Origin of the sequence: Weizmannia sp. FSL W8-0401 (assembly GCF_038009125.1) — a bacterium.
GTDB classification, from domain to species: Bacteria; Bacillota; Bacilli; order Bacillales; family Bacillaceae_C; genus Weizmannia; species Weizmannia coagulans.
Genome location: NZ_JBBPAG010000001.1, coordinates 62,498 through 88,181, shown reverse-complemented (window position 1 = coordinate 88,181; position 25,684 = coordinate 62,498). Strand labels below are relative to the sequence as shown.

Annotated in this window: 13 protein-coding genes, 8 tRNA genes, 6 rRNA genes and 1 other annotated feature; of the genes, 3 read left to right on the top strand and 24 right to left on the bottom strand. The window is 50.6% G+C overall.

The genetic code is table 11. The annotated features are described in order from the left end of the window. Nucleotides 1-151 precede the first annotated feature (151 nt). Both NSU00_RS00440 and NSU00_RS00435 read left to right on the top strand, forming a co-directional pair. Nucleotides 152-790: a deoxynucleoside kinase gene (locus NSU00_RS00440; RefSeq protein WP_061575902.1), complete on the top strand. Its 639-nt coding sequence runs from the start codon at nucleotides 152-154 to the stop codon at nucleotides 788-790. Then, complete coding sequence (locus NSU00_RS00435) at nucleotides 777-1,445, top strand: deoxynucleoside kinase (RefSeq protein ID WP_133537564.1); 669 nt, start codon at nucleotides 777-779, stop codon at nucleotides 1,443-1,445. The genes NSU00_RS00440 and NSU00_RS00435 overlap by 14 nt, the downstream gene beginning before the upstream one ends. Nucleotides 1,446-1,618: 173 nt before the next feature. Here the strand turns inward: NSU00_RS00435 and NSU00_RS00430 are convergent. The 6 genes from NSU00_RS00430 to guaB all read right to left on the bottom strand — a co-directional run bounded on the left by NSU00_RS00430 (nucleotide 1,619) and on the right by guaB (nucleotide 8,144). Then, a tRNA-Ser gene (locus NSU00_RS00430) sits at nucleotides 1,619-1,708 on the bottom strand. 238 nt (nucleotides 1,709-1,946) lie between these two features. Then, nucleotides 1,947-3,227 carry a serine--tRNA ligase gene (gene serS, locus NSU00_RS00425; protein WP_029142749.1) on the bottom strand — a complete coding sequence of 427 codons (1,281 nt, stop codon included), beginning with the start codon at nucleotides 3,225-3,227 and terminating at the stop codon, nucleotides 1,947-1,949. A 50-nt stretch (nucleotides 3,228-3,277) separates the two neighbouring features. After that, nucleotides 3,278-3,493: a binding site (T-box leader), on the bottom strand. 51 nt (nucleotides 3,494-3,544) lie between these two features. Beyond that, nucleotides 3,545-4,117, bottom strand: a complete 573-nt coding sequence (pdxT, locus tag NSU00_RS00420) for a pyridoxal 5'-phosphate synthase glutaminase subunit PdxT (RefSeq protein WP_013858036.1) — start codon at nucleotides 4,115-4,117, stop codon at nucleotides 3,545-3,547. 11 nt (nucleotides 4,118-4,128) lie between these two features. Continuing rightward, nucleotides 4,129-5,010: a pyridoxal 5'-phosphate synthase lyase subunit PdxS gene (gene pdxS / locus NSU00_RS00415; protein WP_013858035.1), complete on the bottom strand. Its 882-nt coding sequence runs from the start codon at nucleotides 5,008-5,010 to the stop codon at nucleotides 4,129-4,131. Nucleotides 5,011-5,154: 144 nt separating this feature from the next. Continuing rightward, nucleotides 5,155-6,474, bottom strand: a complete 1,320-nt coding sequence (locus NSU00_RS00410; protein ID WP_340703208.1) for a serine hydrolase — start codon at nucleotides 6,472-6,474, stop codon at nucleotides 5,155-5,157. Nucleotides 6,475-6,677: 203 nt separating this feature from the next. Further along, nucleotides 6,678-8,144 carry an IMP dehydrogenase gene (guaB, locus tag NSU00_RS00405; RefSeq protein ID WP_013858032.1) on the bottom strand — a complete coding sequence of 489 codons (1,467 nt, stop codon included), beginning with the start codon at nucleotides 8,142-8,144 and terminating at the stop codon, nucleotides 6,678-6,680. A gap of 122 nt (nucleotides 8,145-8,266) precedes the next feature. Here guaB and NSU00_RS00400 point away from each other — a divergent pair, with 122 nt between their 5' ends. Next, complete coding sequence (locus NSU00_RS00400) at nucleotides 8,267-9,193, top strand: YaaC family protein (protein WP_340703898.1); 927 nt, start codon at nucleotides 8,267-8,269, stop codon at nucleotides 9,191-9,193. 257 nt (nucleotides 9,194-9,450) lie between these two features. Here NSU00_RS00400 and rrf (NSU00_RS00395) read toward each other — a convergent pair. The 18 genes from rrf (NSU00_RS00395) to cysK all read right to left on the bottom strand — a co-directional run bounded on the left by rrf (NSU00_RS00395) (nucleotide 9,451) and on the right by cysK (nucleotide 25,567). Then, a 5S ribosomal RNA gene (gene rrf / locus NSU00_RS00395) occupies nucleotides 9,451-9,566 on the bottom strand. 214 nt (nucleotides 9,567-9,780) lie between these two features. Further along, nucleotides 9,781-12,712 (bottom strand): 23S ribosomal RNA (locus tag NSU00_RS00390). 319 nt (nucleotides 12,713-13,031) lie between these two features. Continuing rightward, nucleotides 13,032-14,585, bottom strand: a 16S ribosomal RNA gene (locus NSU00_RS00385). Between the two features lie 119 nt (nucleotides 14,586-14,704). Further along, nucleotides 14,705-14,780: transfer RNA gene (locus tag NSU00_RS00380), tRNA-Ala, on the bottom strand. Nucleotides 14,781-14,789: 9 nt separating this feature from the next. Continuing rightward, nucleotides 14,790-14,866, bottom strand: a tRNA-Pro gene (locus NSU00_RS00375). 4 nt (nucleotides 14,867-14,870) lie between these two features. After that, nucleotides 14,871-14,947 (bottom strand) — tRNA-Arg (locus NSU00_RS00370). 10 nt (nucleotides 14,948-14,957) lie between these two features. Further along, nucleotides 14,958-15,046: transfer RNA gene (locus NSU00_RS00365), tRNA-Leu, on the bottom strand. A gap of 12 nt (nucleotides 15,047-15,058) precedes the next feature. Then, nucleotides 15,059-15,133 (bottom strand) — tRNA-Gly (locus NSU00_RS00360). A gap of 73 nt (nucleotides 15,134-15,206) precedes the next feature. Continuing rightward, nucleotides 15,207-15,279, bottom strand: a tRNA-Lys gene (locus NSU00_RS00355). Nucleotides 15,280-15,286: 7 nt separating this feature from the next. Then, nucleotides 15,287-15,362 (bottom strand) — tRNA-Val (locus tag NSU00_RS00350). An 8-nt stretch (nucleotides 15,363-15,370) separates the two neighbouring features. Beyond that, nucleotides 15,371-15,486 (bottom strand): 5S ribosomal RNA (gene rrf, locus NSU00_RS00345). 214 nt (nucleotides 15,487-15,700) lie between these two features. After that, nucleotides 15,701-18,632, bottom strand: a 23S ribosomal RNA gene (locus NSU00_RS00340). Between the two features lie 319 nt (nucleotides 18,633-18,951). After that, nucleotides 18,952-20,505: ribosomal RNA gene (locus NSU00_RS00335) — 16S ribosomal RNA — on the bottom strand. The 16S, 23S and 5S rRNA genes sit together here with 7 tRNA genes alongside, the layout of an rRNA operon. Before the next feature lie 395 nt (nucleotides 20,506-20,900). Next, a complete protein-coding gene (gene lysS, locus NSU00_RS00330) occupies nucleotides 20,901-22,388 on the bottom strand; it encodes a lysine--tRNA ligase (protein WP_019722065.1) in 1,488 nt (495 codons plus the stop codon). A 330-nt stretch (nucleotides 22,389-22,718) separates the two neighbouring features. Beyond that, entirely contained in the window at nucleotides 22,719-23,237 is a 519-nt protein-coding gene (folK, locus tag NSU00_RS00325; protein ID WP_013858028.1) for a 2-amino-4-hydroxy-6-hydroxymethyldihydropteridine diphosphokinase, read from the bottom strand. Then, nucleotides 23,230-23,598 carry a dihydroneopterin aldolase gene (gene folB / locus NSU00_RS00320; RefSeq protein ID WP_013858027.1) on the bottom strand — a complete coding sequence of 123 codons (369 nt, stop codon included), beginning with the start codon at nucleotides 23,596-23,598 and terminating at the stop codon, nucleotides 23,230-23,232. Before folB ends, folK begins: the two co-directional genes overlap by 8 nt. Next, on the bottom strand, nucleotides 23,576-24,412 hold the full coding sequence (folP, locus tag NSU00_RS00315) for a dihydropteroate synthase (RefSeq protein ID WP_017554387.1): 837 nt from the start codon (nucleotides 24,410-24,412) through the stop codon (nucleotides 23,576-23,578). Before folP ends, folB begins: the two co-directional genes overlap by 23 nt. Before the next feature lie 228 nt (nucleotides 24,413-24,640). Next, the gene (gene cysK, locus NSU00_RS00310) at nucleotides 24,641-25,567 is read right to left on the bottom strand and encodes a cysteine synthase A (protein WP_133537104.1); all 927 of its coding nucleotides are present in this window, start codon (nucleotides 25,565-25,567) and stop codon (nucleotides 24,641-24,643) included. Between the last annotated feature and the right edge of the window lie 117 nt (nucleotides 25,568-25,684).

Here is a 25,684-nt window from a genome sequence, read left to right as displayed (position 1 = left end):
AGAATGTTTGTTAAAACCAACCCAGGAAACAGCCGGAAGCAGAACGCCGGGACACATGACCGCTTTTTTTCCCGCATGCCAACCGGCGGAGACTTGTGCTAAAATAGCAACAGTGTGCATCAATGAACAATCGCTTCAGCGGGAGGGCGTTATGAAAAGGATACCGTTTATTGCAATCGAGGGACCGATCGGCGTTGGCAAAACGTCATTGGCAAAAGCCATTTCATCATACTTTTCGTTTCAGCTTTTGAAAGAAATTGTGGATGAAAATCCTTTTCTTGGAAAATTTTATACCAATAAAGAAGAATGGGGTTTCCAAACCGAGATGTTTTTTCTCTGCAATCGCTACAAACAGCTGGAAGACCTTAAACGGCATAGGCAGCCTGTCGTTGCAGATTACCATATTTTTAAAAGCTTGATTTTTGCCCGGCGGACGCTAAAAACGCATGAGTTTGAAAAATTTATGAAAATTTACGGCATTTTAACAGCCGATATGCCGCAGCCGAACGTCATCATTTATTTGCACGCAAGCCTGGAAACGCTCCTCAAGAGAATTGAAATAAGAGGGCGGGCATTTGAAAAAAATATGCAGGAAACGTATTTACAAAAACTATCCGCAGACTACGGCCGGTTTATGAGCCGCTTCGAAGCCGGCCATCCGGACATCCCGGTATTAAAGTTCGACTGTGATACACTTGATTTTATCCGGCATGAACATGACCTGACATACATGCTGCAAGAAATCGCGCAAACCTTACAAAAAGGAGTACATACCCATGGAACTTCGTGAGAAATATCAAATTCCGAACCACGCTGTGATCACCATTGCAGGTACTGTCGGCGTCGGAAAATCGACTTTAACGCGTGCGCTCGCGAAGGCGCTCCATTTCCGGGCGTCCTTTGAAAAAGTCGACACCAATCCGTATTTGGAAAAATTTTATAGCGATTTTAAACGGTGGAGTTTCCATCTTCAAATTTATTTTCTGGCGGAAAGGTTCAAGGAGCAGAAAAAAATGTTTGAATACGGCGGCGGTTTTATCCAGGACCGCTCCATTTATGAGGATACCGGCATTTTTGCCCGGATGCATTATGAAAAAGGCAATATGTCTGCCATTGATTTTGAAACCTATACAAACTTGTTTGATGCCATGGTGATGACCCCGTATTTTCCGCATCCCGACCTGATGATTTATTTGGAAGGCAAGCTGGAAAACATTTTGGAACGGATCAAAAAACGCGGCCGTCCAATGGAACAAGATACCCCTGTTGAATACTGGATTGAAATGCAGAAACGGTACGAGCAGTGGATCGACTCTTTCCATGCCTGCCCGGTTCTCAGGCTGAACATTGACGAATACGACCTGTTTAAACATGAAGATGCCGTCGAACCGATTGTCGAGCGGATCGGCTACATGCTCGCACAGGCAGCAGCCGTAAAAAAATAATGGCGGCTAAAAACCCGTTACCATCGCGTAACGGGCTTTTTAATGATTTACGGAGGGATCACGGGCATGCAAAAAAATGTGGTGTCTTGTCCTTACTCCACGAAAAAAGCCCACAGCTCCCGCCATTTCAGGGTGCCACAGGCTTTCAATCATAGTCCTTTTCATTTTTCAAGCGGAGGAAGAGGGATTCGAACCCCCGCGCGGTGTAACCCGCCTGTCGGTTTTCAAGACCGATCCCTTCAGCCAGACTTGGGTATTCCTCCATTTTGACAAAAAAGATTATAACCTACACGATCAAAACAAGTCAAGCACATCAAGATTTTCTACTGCGGAAAGCCATCTGAATTTTAGCCAAAGGAAGGCCCCGGAACGCACATTTAGATATGGCCGTTTTTCTCTTGTCCGCCCTTTTGAGTAAAATCCCGCCCTAAAAAATGCGGAAGCTTCCGGAAAACATGTTTCAAATCCCCGGCTTTTCATGTAAAAAAGCCGGGGATTTTTTTATGATTCTGGTTTGATGATATCGATACGCATGTACGGGCGGAGCACTTCGGGAACCACCACGCTGCCGTCAGCCTGCTGGTAATTTTCAAGGATGGCTGCGACGGTACGCCCGATGGCAAGCCCGGATCCGTTCAGTGTATGGACATGTTCCGGTTTTGCATTGGGTTCCCTGCGGAAGCGGATGTTCGCACGCCTTGCCTGGAAAGCTTCAAAGTTGCTGCACGAAGAGATCTCGCGGTATACGTGCTGGCTTGGCATCCATACCTCAATATCATATTTTTTCGCTGCCGTAAACCCGAGGTCCGCCGTGCACATGCTCATCACATGATAAGGCAGGCCCAGAAGCTGCAGCACTTTTTCCGCATGACCCGTCAGTTTTTCAAGCTCCTCATAGGAATCTTCCGGTTTGACAAATTTTACAAGTTCCACTTTGTTAAACTGGTGCTGGCGGATCAGCCCGCGTGTATCGCGCCCGGCAGAACCCGCTTCCGAACGGAAACAGGCGCTGAATGCCACATAATTGATCGGCAGGTCGCCGCCGTTTAAAATTTCATCACGGTGATAATTTGTCACCGGCACTTCGGCAGTCGGGACCAGAAAATAGTCTTTTTCATTGACAAGAAAAGCATCTTCTTCAAATTTCGGCAGCTGCCCCGTTCCTGTCATGCTGGCGCGGTTCACCATATACGGCGGCAATACCTCTTCATAACCGTGTTCTTCGACATGCAAATCAAGCATAAAATTATAAAGCGCACGTTCAAGGCGGGCGCCAAGCCCTTTGTAAAAGACGAACCGGCTTCCGGTCACTTTGGCTGCCCTTTCAAAGTCAAGGATGCCAAGGTCAGTGGCAATATCCCAGTGCGGTTTCGGTTCAAATCCAAATGCCGGCACTTCACCCCATTTCCGGATTTCGACATTGTCCTCTTCGCTGTCTCCCACCGGCACGCTTTCATGCGGAATGTTCGGGATAGAAAGCATCAGCATTTCAAGTTCGGCCTCGACTTGTTTCAACTCGGCATCCAGCGCTTTAATTTTCTCGCCGACGCCGCGCATTTCCTCGATCAGCTTTGTTGCATCTTTCTTTTCGCGTTTCAGTGCCGCAACTTGCTGCGTGACTTCATTCCGCCTGTTTTTCAACGCTTCGCTTTCCATGATCAGTTCGCGCCGCCTTTGGTCCAGCCCGCTGAACTTTTCAAAATCGGTCAAATCTTCTCCGCGGTGCTGCATCCGTTCTTTGACTTCATCAAAATGCGCACGCAAAAATTTGATGTCCAACATGCTATCCTTCTCCTTTTATCGAAATTCAAATAAAAAACTCCCGCCCCGAAAACAGGGACGAGAGTGAACCCGCGTTGCCACCCAAATTGAAAACAAGAGTTTTCCGCTTTGTAAGGATAACGGGTTTTTTCCCGTGGATGCCTACTCGCCCGGCTTTCAGCAACCCGCTCAAGGATGGATTCACAGAAGCTTTCCGCCGGTTTCCACCGCCCACCGGCTCTCTTTAGGAAAAGCGTTCTCCTACTGGTTCCTGTCATTGCTTTTTCAGTCTTCACGTACATCTTAATGTACTACAATTTTATCCGTTTTGCAACAGACTATACCGGAATCCTTGCCATACTCAAAAAATATTCGGTCATCCGCAGGTCATCCGTTAACTCCGGATGGAAGGAGCAGCCGAGCAGATTTCCCTGGCGGACCGCAACAATCCGCCCGCGGCACTCGGCCAGCACTTCAACATGATCGGAAACGGAAACGATATGGGGCGCGCGAATAAAGACAGCCGGGAAATCTTCCGCGATGCCGTTAACACGGATTGTTTCTTCAAAACTTTCCCGCTGGCGGCCGAAAGAATTGCGCGCCACCGTAATATCCATTGCGCCGATATGCGCATCTTCCTGGCCTTCAATACGCTTTGCAAGCAGGATCAGCCCTGCGCATGTGCCAAAGACCGGCTTGCTTTCGGCAAACTGTTTCAGTTCCGCCATAAAACCGTAGCGGTCAATGAGCCGCCGCATTGCCGTGCTTTCCCCGCCCGGCAGGATGAGCCCGCCGATTTCGTCCAACTGCTCTTTTTTCTTAACGACAACACCTTCCGCCCCGCAGGCTTCCACTGCACGGATATGTTCCTCCACAGCCCCCTGGAGGCCAAGTACGCCAATTTTTTTCATGCTGATTCTCCTTACCAGCCGCGCTCCTGCATTCTTGCTTCAGCCGGCAATGTTGAAATTTCTAAGCCTTTCATTGCTGTTCCAAGGTCTTTCGACAATTCGGCAATCAGTTTGTAATCTTGGTAGTGGGTCGTTGCTTCGACAATCGCTTTCGCAAATTTCGCCGGGTTTTCCGATTTGAAAATCCCCGATCCGACGAAAACGCCGTCCGCACCGAGCTGCATCATCAAAGCCGCATCCGCCGGCGTTGCAACACCGCCAGCAGCAAAGTTTACAACCGGCAGCCGGCCTTCTTTTTTAATTTGCAGCAGCACCTCGTACGGGGCACCGAGCTGTTTGGCTTCCGTCATCAGTTCATCTTCGTTCATGTTGACCACTTTCCGCACCTGCGCATTCACTTTCCGCATATGCCTGACCGCTTCAACGATATTCCCGGTTCCCGGCTCGCCTTTTGTCCTGAGCATCGAGGCGCCTTCCCCGATCCTTCGTGCCGCTTCCCCCAAATCGCGGCAGCCGCACACAAACGGCACCGTGAATTCTTTTTTATTGATGTGGAACTCATCATCGGCCGGCGTTAAAACTTCGCTTTCGTCAATATAATCGACGCCCATCGCTTCGAGCACCCGCGCTTCAACAATATGGCCGATCCTTGCTTTTGCCATTACCGGAATGCTGACGGCGTTCATTACTTCTTCCACAATGGAAGGGTCCGCCATACGGGCAACCCCTCCGGCTTTCCGGATATCGGAAGGAACGCGTTCTAATGCCATGACGGCAACAGCGCCTGCTTCTTCAGCAAGTTTTGCCTGCTCGGCATTGACCACGTCCATGATCACGCCGCCTTTCTGCATTTCCGCCATCCCGCGTTTCACTAGATCTGTTCCTGTTTTCATCTTTTGTACGCCCCTTTATAAAATTAAAAATTCTTATTATATGTATAATAATTTAAATTAACACCAAGAGCGAATGCTTGTCAAGGCACTCATTTTTCCACGTTAAAGTGAAAAACAGGACAAGGGCCCTTGTCCTGTTTTCATTTAAAATAATTTGCCGGCTGTATGATCCCAAAGTCCCCCGAAAAATCCGCCAATTCCACGCATCATACGCACAAACCAGTTGGCTTTTTCAATATCGGTTTTGGTGACCAAAGCGGTGTGTGCTGTACCCGGGCCGTACAAATAGCCAAGTTCCTGCCCGTCTTTATGCCGGGCATACAATGTACCGACCTTTGTTCCCTTTTTCACCGGCGCTGTGATTTGTTTTGAATCAAATTTCACAACAGGGGTGTACATTTTGCCTTCCCCGTTTTTCACAGCCACTTTAAGCGGCGCCTTCGTGACAATGGAAGCCTGTTTTTCTTTGCCGGACTTCACCGTTACCGTCTTTTTCACCTGATAGCCTTTCGGGTAAAGGGTTTTTTCTGTGAAATTATTAAAAGCATAATCCATTAATTTGTTTGTGACATCAAATCGGGACTTGATGGTGCTGTTCCCGTTCGCATCCTCTGCATGAAGAACGACGGTAATGATGCGCATGCCGTTTTGCTTGGCCGTGCCTGTAAAGCAGTATCCCGCTTTGTCGGTGTTCCCGGTTTTCAACCCGTCAACGCCCTTCCGCCCGTAAACAAGGGACGGAATCATCCAGTTCCAGTTCTGCATCGCAATTTCATCATCTGTCCCGGCCCGGAATTTCATTTTGGCCGTGCTTGTTGTTTGTAAAATCTCCGGGTAGTCGTGGATCAAATGGTAGGCGATTTTTGCAACGGATTTTGCTGAGACAAGGTTTTCTTCCGTCCTGCCTGTCCCGGCCGGCTGCATGCCTTGCAAATCCTTATTGTTCAGCCCGGTTGCGTTCACAAACTTATAATGGGTGAGGCCGAATGCTTTCGCTTGTTTGTTCATCATGTTCAGATAGTTTTTTTCCGTTCCGCCGAGCGTTTCTGCAATCGCAATCGTTGCGCCGTTTGCCGAATAAATCGCCATCGCTTGGAAAAGCTCTTTAACCGTGTACTTTTCGCCTTTTCTTAACGGCACATTTGAAAGTGCCCTGTTTTGGGAAATGCGATACGCATAATCGCTGATTGTCACTTTCTGGTTCCACGAAACCTTTTTCTCATGAATGGCTTTAAGCAGCAAGTACTCCGTCATCATTTTGCTCATGGAAGCAATGCCCAGCGCCTGTTCAGCATTTTTTTCATACAAAATCTGCCCGTTATCCGCATCCACAATGATAGCCGCTTTTGCATGAATATCCAACTGGTCCTGCGCATGGGCTTTTTTCGGCACCTGCTGCACAACCCCTGCCGATAACAGCAGCACCAGAAACGCAAATGCCATTTTTTGCAAGCTTTTTTTCACTTTCAACCCTCCATCAAGATATGTATACACTTTGCCTATTTTAACATAGTTCCGGTTGAAAAAGTAGATGCATAGAGTTTGCCGTATTTGTCAGCTTTTTCCGAAAATGCAGGGCAGCCGGTACAGGGCTGCAACTCTATTAAATGGTAGAAAAAAACGGCAGGAAAATTGCCTGCCATTTTGTTTCCCATTCAAAATCCATGTTAAGACAAAGAATAATTCGGTGCTTCTTTTGTAATCTGGATATCATGCGGATGGCTCTCCCGCAGGCCTGCCCCTGTCATGCGGATAAACTGCGCTTCTTCACGCAAGGAAATCATATCTTTCGCGCCGCAATAACCCATGCCGGACCGGAGCCCGCCAATTAATTGGTAGATGACATCCTGCAGGCTCCCTTTAAACGGCACGCGTCCCTCGATCCCTTCCGGCACCAGTTTTTTCGCGCCTTCCTGGAAGTAACGGTCCCTCGATCCGCTTTCCATTGCGCTGATTGACCCCATGCCGCGGTAGACTTTATATTGCCGTCCTTGGTAAATTTCCATTTCGCCCGGGCTTTCCGATGTCCCTGCAAGCAGGCTGCCGAGCATTACGGCATGTCCGCCGGCAGCCAGCGCCTTTACAATATCGCCTGAGAATTTAATGCCGCCGTCCGCAATAATCGCTTTCCCGTACTTTCTTGCTTCCGTCGCACAATCATAAACCGCCGTAATTTGTGGCACACCAACGCCGGCAACCACTCTTGTCGTACAGATGGAGCCCGGCCCGATGCCGACTTTTACAATATCCGCGCCAGCGTCTATCAGCGCTTTCGTACCTTCCGCCGTCGCAACGTTTCCGGCGATGATATTTAAAGAAGGGTAAGATTTGCGGATGTTTGCAACGGTTTCCAGCACCCCTTTTGAGTGGCCGTGCGCCGTATCGATGACAACCGCATCCACTCCCGCTTCAACGAGCAATTCCACCCGTTTCATTACGTCACTTGTCACGCCGACTGCCGCGCCAACAAGAAGGCGGCCCTGGTCATCTTTGGCTGCATTTGGGAACTCAATAACCTTTTCGATATCTTTAATCGTAATAAGCCCTTTTAATACGCCGTTCTCATCGACAAGCGGCAGCTTTTCAATTTTATGCCGGTGCAAAAGCTGCTCCGCCTCTTTCAGCGTCGTGCCTACAGGCGCAGTCACAAGATTCTCTTTCGTCATCACATCTGAAATCCGGGTGGAGTAATCTTCAATAAAACGCATGTCGCGGTTGGTCAAAATCCCGACCAGTTTCTGCTCGTCACGGTTATTTACGATCGGAACGCCTGAAATCCGGTATTTGCCCATTAAATGTTCCGCCGCAAACACCTGCTCATCAGGAGTTAAGAAAAACGGATTGGTGATCACGCCGTTTTCTGACCGTTTGACACGGTCCACCTGCTCCGCCTGTTGTTCAATGCTCATGTTTTTGTGGATAATCCCTAGGCCGCCCTGCCTTGCCATGGCGATCGCCATTTCCGCTTCGGTTACCGTATCCATGCCGGCGCTGATGATCGGAATGTTCAACTTCAAGGTTTCCGTCAGCGCGACACTTGTATCGACATCTTTCGGCAGCACTTCCGATTCTGCCGGAATCAGTAATACATCATCAAACGTAAGACCTTCTTTTACGAACTTCGTTTCCCACATGCAAACCCCTCCTGGATTGATAAAAATATTATTTGTAGGTTATCAATTGGACATAATACTGTCAAGGTCTCCAAAACATATAATACTATTCAGTTAATTCGGAGGGCGAAATATTGTCTTTTATGGACCAATGGGATCACTTGATTTTATTTCAATCCGCGGAATATACGCAGCGCTATTTGAAAGCCCGCTATGAGGATTCGGATTTTAGCCAAAGCGCCGCCAAAAGCTATGAGAACTGCTATGCTTTTATGTATTATCTCGAACACGGTGAAGCTTATTACCGCCAGGCTGTGCAGGCGCCCATTTCGATTCAGCCTGTTCTGATTTTTTACGGCTTCATTCATTTATTAAAAGCCTGCCTGCTGTCATGCGACCCGCTGTATCCTGAAACCACCTCCGTCCTTGCCCACGGGGTGACATCGCGAAAAAAGAAAAAACAAAACTACCGGTTTGGCGAAGACGAGGTTAAAATTCAAAAAACCGGTTTATGCGGCCATTTTGCCCAAAAAATGTTCGGGCTCGGCCCGCTCGAAGGCAATAAATATTCCATGCAGAGCCTGCTCCGGCAAATCCCGGAACTTGAAACGGCCCTCCCCCGCCGGAAATATTTTGTGCCGGTAAAAGAAAAGAATGGGAAGTACCAGCTTCCTTTTGCGGTCCTTGATGGCTACCATATGACAGCGGACAGGTTTTCACAATATTTGTCCGAAAAACTTCAGGGCAGGCTTTTGGAAATGGAAGCGGAAGATGGCGCCTTCTCCTTTTCCGCCCGTGGCTGTCTCCCTCCGCCATTCCGTTATCATTTCTTTACAAATCAAATTTGCTTTCCGTGTAAATTACAACCGGAGAACGACCTTCCCGATATATTGGTCCATTACCTGCTTTTATATAATTTGAGCATGATTTCCCGCTACGAAACAGAATGGTGGGCAGAACTGCTTAAGAACCGGGAAACGATTGACTTTCCGGCCATCCGCCTTTTTCTCCAGACGGCAATCGAAAAAGGCCCGTTCCTCTGCCTGCAGTTTCTAAAGGGTATACGTTAAACAATTTCGCCAAACTTAAAGGGGAAACCGATTCTTACGGACAAGCGCAAAATGGAACGATTCACCGGCTATCTGTGTGTGCTTTTCGGCCGATTTCTACCATCAAGAAGACCTTGCAAGTTGAAAAATCCCTTTCCGGCTCCTCATTTGATAACTTTGAGCAAAACGGGGTGCATTCCGAAAAAAGCAGGAGCCGAGTACATTTCCCAATAAAAATATGCAAAAACCGCAGACAAATCGCCTGCGGTTTTGATTTGGCCCGGCAACGTCCTACTCTCGCAGGGGGAAACCCCCAACTACCATCGGCGCTGGAAAGCTTAACTTCCGAGTTCGGGATGTATTCGGGTGTGACCTTTCCGCCATCATCACCGGACCTGTATTTTATTTTGGGATGTGTTCCCTGAAAACCGGATGGGAGAAAAAACTGTAAACGGAGAATGCGTTTCTGCTTCTAACTTTGAGAATTGTCCAGCTCCGGTGCCTAGCCCCTCGAGGTCGAATCACCTGCCCGCCACGGAGCCAAAAGACGCCTCCATGCCGGTCAGAACATTCGCTTGTCGGGGCTAAACAAGGCACCTCCGCTTTTCGTGGTTAAGTCCTCGATCGATTAGTATCCATCAGCTGCACGCGTCGCCGCGCTTCCACCCCGGACCTATCAACCTGATCATCTTTCAGGGATCTTACCAGTTAAACTGTGGGAAATCTCATCTTGAGGGGGGCTTCATGCTTAGATGCTTTCAGCACTTATCCCTTCCGCACATAGCTACCCAGCGATGCCTTTGGCAAGACAACTGGTACACCAGCGGTGCGTCCATCCCGGTCCTCTCGTACTAAGGACAGCTCCTCTCAAATTTCCTGCGCCCGCGACGGATAGGGACCGAACTGTCTCACGACGTTCTGAACCCAGCTCGCGTACCGCTTTAATGGGCGAACAGCCCAACCCTTGGGACCGACTACAGCCCCAGGATGCGATGAGCCGACATCGAGGTGCCAAACCTCCCCGTCGATGTGGACTCTTGGGGGAGATCAGCCTGTTATCCCCAGGGTAGCTTTTATCCGTTGAGCGATGGCCCTTCCATGCGGAACCACCGGATCACTAAGCCCGACTTTCGTCCCTGCCCGACTTGTAAGTCTCGCAGTCAAGCTCCCTTATGCCTTTACACTCTGCGAATGATTTCCAACCATTCTGAGGGAACCTTTGGGCGCCTCCGTTACCTTTTAGGAGGCGACCGCCCCAGTCAAACTGCCTGCCTGACACTGTCTCCCACCCCGGTAAGGGGTGCGGGTTAGAATTTCAATACAGCCAGGGTAGTATCCCACCGATGCCTCCGCCGAAGCTGGCGCTCCGGTTTCCAAGGCTCCTACCTATCCTGTACAAGCTGTACCAAAATTCAATATCAGGCTGCAGTAAAGCTCCATGGGGTCTTTCCGTCCTGTCGCGGGTAACCTGCATCTTCACAGGTACTATAATTTCACCGAGTCTCTCGTTGAGACAGTGCCCAGATCGTTACACCTTTCGTGCGGGTCAGAACTTACCTGACAAGGAATTTCGCTACCTTAGGACCGTTATAGTTACGGCCGCCGTTTACTGGGGCTTCAGTTCAGAGCTTCGCCTTGCGGCTAACCCCTCTCCTTAACCTTCCAGCACCGGGCAGGTGTCAGCCCCTATACTTCGCCTTGCGGCTTCGCAGAGACCTGTGTTTTTGCTAAACAGTCGCCTGGGCCTATTCACTGCGGCTTCCCGGGGCATACACCCCAAAAAGCACCCCTTCTCCCGAAGTTACGGGGTCATTTTGCCGAGTTCCTTAACGAGAGTTCTCTCGCTCACCTTAGGATTCTCTCCTCGCCTACCTGTGTCGGTTTGCGGTACGGGCGCCTTTCACCTCACTAGAGGCTTTTCTTGGCAGTGTGGAATCAGGAACTTCGGTACTTTAATTTCCCTCGCCATCACAGCTCCGCCTTGGCGCGAAGGATTTGCCTCCGCACCGGCCTAACTGCTTGGACGCGATCAACCAGTGTCGCGCTTGCCCTATCCTCCTGCGTCCCCCCATCGTTCAAACGGTGAAGAGGCGGTACAGGAATATCAACCTGTTGTCCATCGCCTACGCCTTTCGGCCTCGGCTTAGGCCCCGACTAACCCTGAGCGGACGAGCCTTCCTCAGGAAACCTTAGGCATTCGGTGGAAGGGATTCTCACCCTTCTTTCGCTACTCATACCGGCATTCTCACTTCTAAGCGCTCCACCGGTCCTTCCGGTCCGGCTTCAACGCCCTTAGAACGCTCTCCTACCACGGACACCAAACGGTGTCCATCCGCAGCTTCGGTGATACGTTTAGCCCCGGTACATTTTCGGCGCAGCGTCACTCGACCAGTGAGCTATTACGCACTCTTTGAATGATGGCTGCTTCTAAGCCAACATCCTGGTTGTCTAAGCAACGCCACATCCTTTTCCACTTAACGTATACTTTGGGACCTTAGCTGGCGGTCTGGGCTGTTTCCCTTTCGACCATGGATCTTATCACTCACAGTCTGACTCCCAAGCATAAGTTTTTGGCATTCGGAGTTTGTCTGAATTCGGTAACCCGATGAGGGCCCCTCGTCCAAACAGTGCTCTACCTCCAAAACTCTCCGCTTGAGGCTAGCCCTAAAGCTATTTCGGAGAGAACCAGCTATCTCCAAGTTCGATTGGAATTTCTCCGCTACCCACACCTCATCCCCGCACTTTTCAACGTGCGTGGGTTCGGGCCTCCAGCAAGTGTTACCTTGCCTTCACCCTGGACATGGGTAGATCACCTGGTTTCGGGTCTGCGGCCTCATACTCTTTCGCCCTGTTCAGACTCGCTTTCGCTGCGGCTCCGCTTCTTCAGCTTAACCTTGCATGAGACCGTAACTCGCCGGTTCATTCTACAAAAGGCACGCCATCACCCGTTAACGGGCTCTGACTACTTGTAGGCACACGGTTTCAGGATCTCTTTCACTCCCCTCCCGGGGTGCTTTTCACCTTTCCCTCACGGTACTGGTTCACTATCGGTCACTAGGGAGTATTTAGCCTTGGGAGATGGTCCTCCCGGATTCCGGCGGGATTCCTCGTGTCCCGCCGTACTCAGGATCCACTCGGGAGAGAACGAAGTTTCAGTTACAGGGCTTTTACCTTCTCCGGCAGGCCTTTCCAGGCCGCTTCACTTACCCCGTTCTTTTGTAACTCCCATATGAGTGTCCTACAACCCCGGAAGGCAAGCCTTCCGGTTTGGGCTGTTTCCTGTTCGCTCGCCGCTACTTGGGAAATCGCAATTGCTTTCTCTTCCTCCGGGTACTGAGATGTTTCAGTTCCCCGGGTGTGCCCTTCCTGCCCTATGGATTCAGGCAGGAATCCTGTCCGATTAAAGACAGGGGGTTTCCCCATTCGGAAATCTCCGGATCAAAGCTTACGTACAGCTCCCCGGAGCATATCGGTGTTTGTACCGTCCTTCATCGGCTCCTAGTGCCAAGGCATCCGCCGTGCGCCCTTTCTAACTTAACCATAAAAGGTTTAAATCCAAAAATAAGCGATTCTCGGTTTACTTGGTTTATTTCTCCTATCCGGTTTTCAAAGAACACATACTGAAGGATTGGACCTTCAAAACTGAACAAAACGGAAACGCCAAACTTAATTTCGGAAAACCGAAGGTTTTCCTTTTATGTCTAGCTCCGGGCGCTATCGGCTAGCGTATTTCTACGTCTTCTCCCTACGATAAGCGGGCATCGATTCGCCTTTAAGGCTCATCGTGTTTCCTTTATCTCAGTCGAAGACTTCGAAATCCGTACGCCGATGAACGAGCGCCCTACGCTTTTCCCCTTAGAAAGGAGGTGATCCAGCCGCACCTTCCGATACGGCTACCTTGTTACGACTTCACCCCAATCATCTGTCCCACCTTCGGCGGCTGGCTCCGTAAAGGTTACCTCACCGACTTCGGGTGTTACAAACTCTCGTGGTGTGACGGGCGGTGTGTACAAGGCCCGGGAACGTATTCACCGCGGCATGCTGATCCGCGATTACTAGCGATTCCGGCTTCATGCAGGCGGGTTGCAGCCTGCAATCCGAACTGGGAATGGTTTTCTGGGATTGGCTTAACCTCGCGGTCTCGCAGCCCTTTGTACCATCCATTGTAGCACGTGTGTAGCCCAGGTCATAAGGGGCATGATGATTTGACGTCATCCCCACCTTCCTCCGGTTTGTCACCGGCAGTCACCTTAGAGTGCCCAACTCAATGCTGGCAACTAAGGTCAAGGGTTGCGCTCGTTGCGGGACTTAACCCAACATCTCACGACACGAGCTGACGACAACCATGCACCACCTGTCACTCTGTCCCCCGAAGGGGAAGGCCCTGTCTCCAGGGAGGTCAGAGGATGTCAAGACCTGGTAAGGTTCTTCGCGTTGCTTCGAATTAAACCACATGCTCCACCGCTTGTGCGGGCCCCCGTCAATTCCTTTGAGTTTCAGCCTTGCGGCCGTACTCCCCAGGCGGAGTGCTTAATGCGTTAGCTGCAGCACTAAAGGGCGGAAACCCTCTAACACTTAGCACTCATCGTTTACGGCGTGGACTACCAGGGTATCTAATCCTGTTTGCTCCCCACGCTTTCGCGCCTCAGCGTCAGTTACAGACCAGAGAGCCGCCTTCGCCACTGGTGTTCCTCCACATCTCTACGCATTTCACCGCTACACGTGGAATTCCACTCTCCTCTTCTGCACTCAAGCCTCCCAGTTTCCAATGACCGCTTGCGGTTGAGCCGCAAGATTTCACATCAGACTTAAGAAGCCGCCTGCGCGCGCTTTACGCCCAATAATTCCGGACAACGCTTGCCACCTACGTATTACCGCGGCTGCTGGCACGTAGTTAGCCGTGGCTTTCTGGCCGGGTACCGTCAAGGCGCCGCCCTGTTCGAACGGCACTTGTTCTTCCCCGGCAACAGAGTTTTACGACCCGAAGGCCTTCTTCACTCACGCGGCGTTGCTCCGTCAGACTTTCGTCCATTGCGGAAGATTCCCTACTGCTGCCTCCCGTAGGAGTTTGGGCCGTGTCTCAGTCCCAATGTGGCCGATCACCCTCTCAGGTCGGCTACGCATCGTTGCCTTGGTGGGCCATTACCCCGCCAACTAGCTAATGCGCCGCGGGCCCATCTGTAAGTGGCAGCCGAAGCCGCCTTTCCTTTTTCCTCCATGCGGAGGAAAAAACTATCCGGTATTAGCCCCGGTTTCCCGGCGTTATCCCAGTCTTACAGGCAGGTTGCCCACGTGTTACTCACCCGTCCGCCGCTAACCTTTTAAAAGCAAGCTTTTAAAAGGTCCGCACGACTTGCATGTATTAGGCACGCCGCCAGCGTTCGTCCTGAGCCAGGATCAAACTCTCAGTAAAGATGTTTGATAAAAGCTCAAAAAGAATTTGACGTTTCGTTTTGTCCAGTTTTCAAGGAACAATCTCAAACAGCAACTTTTAAATTATAGCACCTATTTATTTAAAAGTCAATGCTTCTTTGGTGGAGCCTAGCGGGATCGAACCGCTGACCTCCTGCGTGCAAAGCAGGCGCTCTCCCAGCTGAGCTAAGGCCCCGAATTTGAATGGTCGGGAAGACAGGATTCGAACCTGCGACCCCATGGTCCCAAACCATGTGCTCTACCAAGCTGAGCTACTTCCCGTATATGGCGCGCCCAAGAGGAGTCGAACCCCTAACCTTTTGATCCGTAGTCAAACGCTCTATCCAATTGAGCTATGGGCGCATACATTGAATGGTGCCGAGGACCGGAGTCGAACCGGTACGGTAGTCACCTACCGCAGGATTTTAAGTCCTGTGCGTCTGCCAATTCCGCCACCCCGGCAAGAGAAAAAAATGGAGCGGAAGACGGGATTCGAACCCGCGACCCCCACCTTGGCAAGGTGATGTTCTACCACTGAACTACTTCCGCAAAAGATGCAGATAACAAAGAATTTCAGGGCGACTTTGAACAGGCTGAAATTCTTATCTCCTGCTAAATATGATGAGCCATGCAGGATTCGAACCTGCGACCCTCTGATTAAAAGTCAGATGCTCTACCAACTGAGCTAATGGCTCATATTTATGGTGGAGGATGACGGGATCGAACCTCCGACCCTCTGCTTGTAAGGCAGACGCTCTCCCAGCTGAGCTAATCCTCCGTATTATGGCCCGGCAACGTCCTACTCTCGCAGGGGGAAACCCCCAACTACCATCGGCGCTGGAAAGCTTAACTTCCGAGTTCGGGATGTGTTCGGGTGTGACCTTTCCGCCATCATCACCGGACCTGTATTTTATTTTGGGATGTGTTCCCTGAAAACCGGATGGGAGAAAAAACTGTAAACGGAGAATGCGTTTCTGCTTCTAACTTTGAGAATTGTCCAGCTCCGGTGCCTAGCCCCTCGAGGTCGAATCACCTGCCCGCCACGGAGCCAAAAGACGCCTCCATGCCGGTCAGAACATTCGCTTGTCGGGGCTAAACAAGGCACCTCCGCTTTTCGTGGTTAAGTCCTCGATCGATTAGTATCCGTCAGCTGCACGCGTCACCGCGCTTCCACCCCGGACCTATCAACCTGATCATCTTTCAGGGATCTTACCAGTTAAACTGTGGGAAATCTCATCTTGAGGGGGGCTTCATGCTTAGATGCTTTCAGCACTTATCCCTTCCGCACATAGCTACCCAGCGATGCCTTTGGCAAGACAACTGGTACACCAGCGGTGCGTCCATCCCGGTCCTCTCGTACTAAGGACAGCTCCTCTCAAATTTCCTGCGCCCGCGACGGATAGGGACCGAACTGTCTCACGACGTTCTGAACCCAGCTCGCGTACCGCTTTAATGGGCGAACAGCCCAACCCTTGGGACCGACTACAGCCCCAGGATGCGATGAGCCGACATCGAGGTGCCAAACCTCCCCGTCGATGTGGACTCTTGGGGGAGATCAGCCTGTTATCCCCAGGGTAGCTTTTATCCGTTGAGCGATGGCCCTTCCATGCGGAACCACCGGATCACTAAGCCCGACTTTCGTCCCTGCCCGACTTGTAAGTCTCGCAGTCAAGCTCCCTTATGCCTTTACACTCTGCGAATGATTTCCAACCATTCTGAGGGAACCTTTGGGCGCCTCCGTTACCTTTTAGGAGGCGACCGCCCCAGTCAAACTGCCTGCCTGACACTGTCTCCCACCCCGGTAAGGGGTGCGGGTTAGAATTTCAATACAGCCAGGGTAGTATCCCACCGATGCCTCCGCCGAAGCTGGCGCTCCGGTTTCCAAGGCTCCTACCTATCCTGTACAAGCTGTACCAAAATTCAATATCAGGCTGCAGTAAAGCTCCATGGGGTCTTTCCGTCCTGTCGCGGGTAACCTGCATCTTCACAGGTACTATAATTTCACCGAGTCTCTCGTTGAGACAGTGCCCAGATCGTTACACCTTTCGTGCGGGTCAGAACTTACCTGACAAGGAATTTCGCTACCTTAGGACCGTTATAGTTACGGCCGCCGTTTACTGGGGCTTCAGTTCAGAGCTTCGCCTTGCGGCTAACCCCTCTCCTTAACCTTCCAGCACCGGGCAGGTGTCAGCCCCTATACTTCGCCTTGCGGCTTCGCAGAGACCTGTGTTTTTGCTAAACAGTCGCCTGGGCCTATTCACTGCGGCTTCCCGGGGCATACACCCCAAAAAGCACCCCTTCTCCCGAAGTTACGGGGTCATTTTGCCGAGTTCCTTAACGAGAGTTCTCTCGCTCACCTTAGGATTCTCTCCTCGCCTACCTGTGTCGGTTTGCGGTACGGGCGCCTTTCACCTCACTAGAGGCTTTTCTTGGCAGTGTGGAATCAGGAACTTCGGTACTTTAATTTCCCTCGCCATCACAGCTCCGCCTTGGCGCGAAGGATTTGCCTCCGCACCGGCCTAACTGCTTGGACGCGATCAACCAGTGTCGCGCTTGCCCTATCCTCCTGCGTCCCCCCATCGTTCAAACGGTGAAGAGGCGGTACAGGAATATCAACCTGTTGTCCATCGCCTACGCCTTTCGGCCTCGGCTTAGGCCCCGACTAACCCTGAGCGGACGAGCCTTCCTCAGGAAACCTTAGGCATTCGGTGGAAGGGATTCTCACCCTTCTTTCGCTACTCATACCGGCATTCTCACTTCTAAGCGCTCCACCGGTCCTTCCGGTCCGGCTTCAACGCCCTTAGAACGCTCTCCTACCACGGACACCAAACGGTGTCCATCCGCAGCTTCGGTGATACGTTTAGCCCCGGTACATTTTCGGCGCAGCGTCACTCGACCAGTGAGCTATTACGCACTCTTTGAATGATGGCTGCTTCTAAGCCAACATCCTGGTTGTCTAAGCAACGCCACATCCTTTTCCACTTAACGTATACTTTGGGACCTTAGCTGGCGGTCTGGGCTGTTTCCCTTTCGACCATGGATCTTATCACTCACAGTCTGACTCCCAAGCATAAGTTTTTGGCATTCGGAGTTTGTCTGAATTCGGTAACCCGATGAGGGCCCCTCGTCCAAACAGTGCTCTACCTCCAAAACTCTCCGCTTGAGGCTAGCCCTAAAGCTATTTCGGAGAGAACCAGCTATCTCCAAGTTCGATTGGAATTTCTCCGCTACCCACACCTCATCCCCGCACTTTTCAACGTGCGTGGGTTCGGGCCTCCAGCAAGTGTTACCTTGCCTTCACCCTGGACATGGGTAGATCACCTGGTTTCGGGTCTGCGGCCTCATACTCTTTCGCCCTGTTCAGACTCGCTTTCGCTGCGGCTCCGCTTCTTCAGCTTAACCTTGCATGAGACCGTAACTCGCCGGTTCATTCTACAAAAGGCACGCCATCACCCGTTAACGGGCTCTGACTACTTGTAGGCACACGGTTTCAGGATCTCTTTCACTCCCCTCCCGGGGTGCTTTTCACCTTTCCCTCACGGTACTGGTTCACTATCGGTCACTAGGGAGTATTTAGCCTTGGGAGATGGTCCTCCCGGATTCCGGCGGGATTCCTCGTGTCCCGCCGTACTCAGGATCCACTCGGGAGAGAACGAAGTTTCAGTTACAGGGCTTTTACCTTCTCCGGCAGGCCTTTCCAGGCCGCTTCACTTACCCCGTTCTTTTGTAACTCCCATATGAGTGTCCTACAACCCCGGAAGGCAAGCCTTCCGGTTTGGGCTGTTTCCTGTTCGCTCGCCGCTACTTGGGAAATCGCAATTGCTTTCTCTTCCTCCGGGTACTGAGATGTTTCAGTTCCCCGGGTGTGCCCTTCCTGCCCTATGGATTCAGGCAGGAATCCTGTCCGATTAAAGACAGGGGGTTTCCCCATTCGGAAATCTCCGGATCAAAGCTTACGTACAGCTCCCCGGAGCATATCGGTGTTTGTACCGTCCTTCATCGGCTCCTAGTGCCAAGGCATCCGCCGTGCGCCCTTTCTAACTTAACCATAAAAGGTTTAAATCCAAAAATAAGCGATTCTCGGTTTACTTGGTTTATTTCTCCTATCCGGTTTTCAAAGAACACATACTGAAGGATTGGACCTTCAAAACTGAACAAAACGGAAACGCCAAACTTAATTTCGGAAAACCGAAGGTTTTCCTTTTATGTCTAGCTCCGGGCGCTATCGGCTAGCGTATTTCTACGTCTTCTCCCTACGATAAGCGGGCATCGATTCGCCTTTAAGGCTCATCGTGTTTCCTTTATCTCAGTCGAAGACTTCGAAATCCGTACGCCGATGAACGAGCGCCCTACGCTTTTCCCCTTAGAAAGGAGGTGATCCAGCCGCACCTTCCGATACGGCTACCTTGTTACGACTTCACCCCAATCATCTGTCCCACCTTCGGCGGCTGGCTCCGTAAAGGTTACCTCACCGACTTCGGGTGTTACAAACTCTCGTGGTGTGACGGGCGGTGTGTACAAGGCCCGGGAACGTATTCACCGCGGCATGCTGATCCGCGATTACTAGCGATTCCGGCTTCATGCAGGCGGGTTGCAGCCTGCAATCCGAACTGGGAATGGTTTTCTGGGATTGGCTTAACCTCGCGGTCTCGCAGCCCTTTGTACCATCCATTGTAGCACGTGTGTAGCCCAGGTCATAAGGGGCATGATGATTTGACGTCATCCCCACCTTCCTCCGGTTTGTCACCGGCAGTCACCTTAGAGTGCCCAACTCAATGCTGGCAACTAAGGTCAAGGGTTGCGCTCGTTGCGGGACTTAACCCAACATCTCACGACACGAGCTGACGACAACCATGCACCACCTGTCACTCTGTCCCCCGAAGGGGAAGGCCCTGTCTCCAGGGAGGTCAGAGGATGTCAAGACCTGGTAAGGTTCTTCGCGTTGCTTCGAATTAAACCACATGCTCCACCGCTTGTGCGGGCCCCCGTCAATTCCTTTGAGTTTCAGCCTTGCGGCCGTACTCCCCAGGCGGAGTGCTTAATGCGTTAGCTGCAGCACTAAAGGGCGGAAACCCTCTAACACTTAGCACTCATCGTTTACGGCGTGGACTACCAGGGTATCTAATCCTGTTTGCTCCCCACGCTTTCGCGCCTCAGCGTCAGTTACAGACCAGAGAGCCGCCTTCGCCACTGGTGTTCCTCCACATCTCTACGCATTTCACCGCTACACGTGGAATTCCACTCTCCTCTTCTGCACTCAAGCCTCCCAGTTTCCAATGACCGCTTGCGGTTGAGCCGCAAGATTTCACATCAGACTTAAGAAGCCGCCTGCGCGCGCTTTACGCCCAATAATTCCGGACAACGCTTGCCACCTACGTATTACCGCGGCTGCTGGCACGTAGTTAGCCGTGGCTTTCTGGCCGGGTACCGTCAAGGCGCCGCCCTGTTCGAACGGCACTTGTTCTTCCCCGGCAACAGAGTTTTACGACCCGAAGGCCTTCTTCACTCACGCGGCGTTGCTCCGTCAGACTTTCGTCCATTGCGGAAGATTCCCTACTGCTGCCTCCCGTAGGAGTTTGGGCCGTGTCTCAGTCCCAATGTGGCCGATCACCCTCTCAGGTCGGCTACGCATCGTTGCCTTGGTGGGCCATTACCCCGCCAACTAGCTAATGCGCCGCGGGCCCATCTGTAAGTGGCAGCCGAAGCCGCCTTTCCTTTTTCCTCCATGCGGAGGAAAAAACGATCTGGTATTAGCCCCGGTTTCCCGGCGTTATCCCAGTCTTACAGGCAGGTTGCCCACGTGTTACTCACCCGTCCGCCGCTAACCTTTTAAAAGCAAGCTTTTAAAAGGTCCGCACGACTTGCATGTATTAGGCACGCCGCCAGCGTTCGTCCTGAGCCAGGATCAAACTCTCAGTAAAGATGTTTGATAAAAGCTCAAAAAGAATTTGACGTTTCATTTTGTCCAGTTTTCAAGGAACAATCTAAGTTGTTTTCTAAGCGACTTTAATATTCTACTGCAAACAAATACTATTGTCAACAACTTTTTCAAATCTGTATTTTTAAGTAGGCATTTAATTAGCCAACGAATAATACTATACCATGTATTTGGTACGAATGCAACAGCTTTTCGCCATTTATTTTTCAAACAAGCTGAAGCCTGCTCTCTTTCAGCAAAACAAGAAAAAGGCTTACCGCTGGCCGTAGCCAATACAATTCACAAAAAACCAGCCGCTTGAACGTTAATATTATTTAAAATGATGTTTACAAAAAGCAGCGGTTCCTGCCCCGCTGCTTTTTGTAAGTTTTGCTTTGCTTAATCCCTGCTTTTCATTAATGGGAAGAGCAGCACGTCCCGGATAGACGGGGCATTGGTCAGCAACATGACAAGCCGGTCAACGCCGATGCCGAGTCCTCCTGTTGGCGGCATGCCGTATTCCAATGCTTCAATAAAGTCTTCATCCATTTGGTGCGCTTCGTCATTCCCCTGCTCGCGCTCTTTCAGCTGGTTCACGAAACGTTCGCGCTGGTCGATCGGGTCATTCAGTTCGGTGAAGGCATTGGCATGTTCACGGCCGACAATGAACAGTTCAAACCGGTCTGTAAACCGCGGGTCTTTTTCATTTTTTCTAGCAAGCGGCGAGATTTCGACCGGGTGCCCGTAAACGAAAGTCGGCTGGATCAGTTTTTCTTCTACCCTTTGCTCGAAAAATTCATTGACGATATGCCCGTATTCCATATGTTCCGTGATTTCAATATGGTGTTCTTTTGCAAGTGCCCTTGCTTCTTCGGTGCTTGTCACATTCCAGAAGTCGACGCCCGTATATTCTTTAATTGCATCGACCATATGCAGGCGGCGCCATTCCGGTTCAAGATTTACTTCATGTTCGCCGTACCGGATGGCGGTGGTGCCGAGTACTTCTTTTGCTGTGTGCACAATCATGTTTTCAGTCAGCTGCATAATATCGTTAAAATCCGCATATGCTTCGTACAGCTCAAGCATCGTGAATTCCGGGTTATGGCGGGTATCGATTCCTTCATTGCGGAAAACGCGGCCGATTTCATAGACTTTTTCCAACCCGCCGACAATCAACCGTTTCAGGTGGAGTTCAATCGCAATCCGCATATAAAGGTCGATATCGAGCGCATTGTGATGGGTGATAAACGGCCGTGCAGCCGCCCCACCTGCAATGGCATGCATCATTGGCGTTTCGACTTCCAAATAGCCGTTCTTGTTCAAATAATTGCGGATGGACTGGATAATGCGGCTTCTTGTAATGAACGTGTTTTTACTTTCTTCACTCATAATCAGGTCGAGATAACGCTGACGGTACCGCTGCTCGATGTCCCGCAGGCCGTGGAATTTATCCGGCAACGGGCGCAGCGCTTTTGTTAACAGAATAAATTCTTTGACTTTGACGGACAATTCGCCCACTTTTGTCCGGAAAACCGTGCCTTTAAGCCCGACAATGTCGCCAAGGTCCGTGCTTTTGAATAACTCGTACTGTTCTTCGCCGACTGCGTCCTGGCGAATATAAAACTGGATTTGCCCTTTCAAGTCCTGGATATGGGCAAACCCGGCCCTTCCTTTCCGCCGTTTTGTCATGATCCGCCCGGCAATGGCAACTGGAATCTCTTTTTCTTCCAGTTGTTCTTCCGTGCATTCGCCGTATTTTTGTTTTAATTCTTCCGTGTCGGTTGTCCGTTCAAAACGCTTGCCGAACGGGTCCACCCCTTTTTCGCGGAGCGCCTCCATTTTTTCTTTCCGGACCAGATACTGTTCATTTATATTTTCGCCACTCATCTTTTTTCCTCCAATCGTTAAAAATGCCGGCCAATATGATAGAAAAGGAAAGACGCCTTTCCTTATTTTCCGCCCTCTTCAAGTATGAAAGGTTCTGCCGCCCAACATTAGCCATTATAGACGTATACCTCTATTATTGTACACAATCTTTCGCGTTCAGACATCCTTTCACCAGGTTTTTTCTTTGTATGTATACAAGCAAGTACTGCCGGGATTCCTCCGGCAGTACTCCGTTACATGGCCTGTCGTTGTTTCCGTACCGGTTATACACCAATCCGTATTTCAGTATAAAGCCGCCGCCGGGTTGTTTAAAATGCCCGGGGGTACCCTTTATGGCAAGAAAGCAGTATCCCCTGTGATCTGTTTCCACAGCCGGACGCCTTCTTTGTCTGCGCATTTTTTCAGCAGCTCCGCATACGGGATTTTGGTTACAGGGTCGCAAAGTGCATTGTCCAATTCCGTGAGGGGAACCAAAACAAATGCCCGTTCATGCATGCGCGGGTGCGGAATGGTAAGATTCTCTGTTTTCATATTTTCCTGATTATACAACAAAATGTCAAGGTCTATGGTCCGCGGCCCCCAATGAATTTTCCTTTTTCTCCGTAACTTTTTTTCAATCTCAAGGCAGGCAGCGAGCAGGCCAAAAGGGGATAACCCCGTTTCAATTTTGACAGCCATGTTTAAAAACTGTCCCTGGTCTGTGTACCCGACAGGTTCGGTTTCATAAATGGATGAAGCTTTGCAAACCTTTATGCCCGGGTTGTTTCCAAGCAACCGGACGGCGTGCTGAAGATAATCAAATCGCGGTTCAATATTGGATCCGAGTGCCAAATAAGCGAGATTATCCATTCTTTCTTCTCCTTGTAATTTCTACCGCAACGGACTTGTAATGGCCGGGAATGGGCGGGTCCGGTTTGGTTACTTTGACTGTGACTTCCGCAACTTTTTCATATAAAGCGAGAATGGAAGCAGCCAGTTTTTCTGCAACAGCTTCAAGGAGCTTGAAAGGCTGCCCTTCAACAATTTTTTTCACGCATGCATAGACATCCGCATAACTGACGGTTTCTTCCAGCCGGTCGGTTTCGCCCGCCCGCTTTAAATCCAGACCAAGCACGATGGATACACGGAAGCGCTGGCCCAGTTTGTTTTCCTCGGGCAATACGCCGTGGTAACCGTAAAATTCCATATCATGAATATAAATTTTGTCCATCCTGTTCCCCTTTTCCGACGAGGGCGTCCATCATTTTCACCATTCTGCTTACGGGTTTTACATCGTGGACACGGACCATATGGCAGCCTTTCATGATGCCAAAACAGCATACCGCCCCGGTGCCTTCCATTCTTTCGCCAGTCGGCAGCCCGAGCACGCTTCCGATTATGCGCTTTCTTGAAGCAGCAAGCAGGACGGGATAGCCGAGTCCAACAAGTTTGTCGAGGTTCCGCATCATTTCCATGTTTTCCTGAAAACCTTTCGCAAACCCGATACCCGGATCGAGGATGATTTGCCGGTCTTCGACACCTGCTTTTTTTGCAATCGTAATGCTTTCATACAGATCGTTCAAACAGTCCCGCATAAAATGTTCATATTGCGGGTTTTCGCGGTTATGCATTAAAATAATCGGAACATCGTACTGTGCGGCTACATCGGCGATTTCCGGATCCCGTTTTGCCCCCCATACATCATTGATGATATGTGCGCCCGCTTTTATTGCTTCTTCCGCAGTTCTCGCTTTATACGTATCAACAGAAAGCGGCGCCTGGACTTTTCCTGCCACAGAATGAATGACCGGCAGGATTCTGTCCAGTTCTTCCTCCGCTGATATCGGCTGATGCCCCGGCCTTGTCGACTCTCCGCCAATATCGAGCAGATCGGCACCGTCCTGTACCATCTGATACGCATGTTCCACCGCTTTTTCAGGCTGAAAAAAATTCCCTCCGTCCGAAAAAGAGTCGGGCGTTACATTTAATATGCCCATCACATAGGTTTTTCGGGTAAAGTCGAACGTAAACGGACCACACTTCAACTTCTGTTCTCCCCTTTTCTCAGTTCAATAATTATAGTCTACCACATCCGCAGCCGGGGATTAATACGATATGCAAAAATGCCGGCTTCCCGCAGCGGGCCCGGGTCCTGCACTGAAAATCCCAATCTTTACTGTTCAGGCAGGAAGGGGGTTGCATTTCAACCCGCATACATAGGTTTGCGAAAAGAAAAACCCGCGGGGGCCGTTCCTCCGCGGGTTTTGCCGTTCTTAGTCTTCAAACTGGTAAAGCGGGGTACTCAAATAGCGTTCGCCGGTATCCGGAATGATGGCAAGCACTTTTTTGCCTTTGCCGAGTTTTTTCGCCACTTCAAGCGCGGCATAAACAGCAGCGCCGGAAGAAATCCCGCCGAGAATACCTTCTTTTGCAGCTGTATCTTTTGCCGCTTTGAAAGCCTGGTCCGTTGTGACACGGATAATTTCATCGTAAATTTCTTTATCGAGTGTTTCAGGGACAAAGTTGGTGCCGATCCCCTGGATTTTGTGCGGGCCCGGTTTGCCTTCAGACAACAGCGGGGAGTCATCCGGTTCAACCGCATAAATTTTGATGCCCGGATAAGCTTCGCGCAGCGCCTGGCCAGCCCCTGTAATCGTTCCGCCGGTGCCGACACCGGCAACGAATGCATCGAGCTGGTCTCCCATTTGTTCAATAATTTCTTTACCGGTTGTCAAACGGTGGATTTCCGGGTTGGCCGGGTTTTTGAATTGCTGCAGCATAAAATAGCCGTTTTCTTTTACAAGTTGTTCCGCTTTGTTTACTGCACCTTTAATGCCTTCAGAGCCCGGGGTTAAAACGAGCTTTGCCCCGTATGCACGCAGCAGGCTGCGGCGTTCCATGCTCATTGTTTCCGGCATGACAATGACAGCTTTGTATCCTTTTGCAGCCGCAATCATTGCAAGCCCGATTCCCGTGTTGCCGCTTGTCGGTTCAACAATGGTGTCGCCCGGTTTTAAGCGCCCTTTTTGTTCAGCGTCTTCAATCATTGCAAGGGCAATCCGGTCTTTGACACTGCTGGCCGGATTGAAATATTCCAGCTTCAAATAAACTTCTGCGTCATTTTCATTTGTCAGACGGTTTACTTTTACAACCGGTGTGTTGCCGACCAATTCAGCAACAGAGTTCACATACTTTGCCAAAATCATCCACCCCATATTCCGAGTATTTTTATTGGTTTAATATCTAAAAATTAACATCTTTTTACGCAATTGTCAACCAAAACGCCTTGCTATTCTATGACAAAGTGCCTAAGAAAA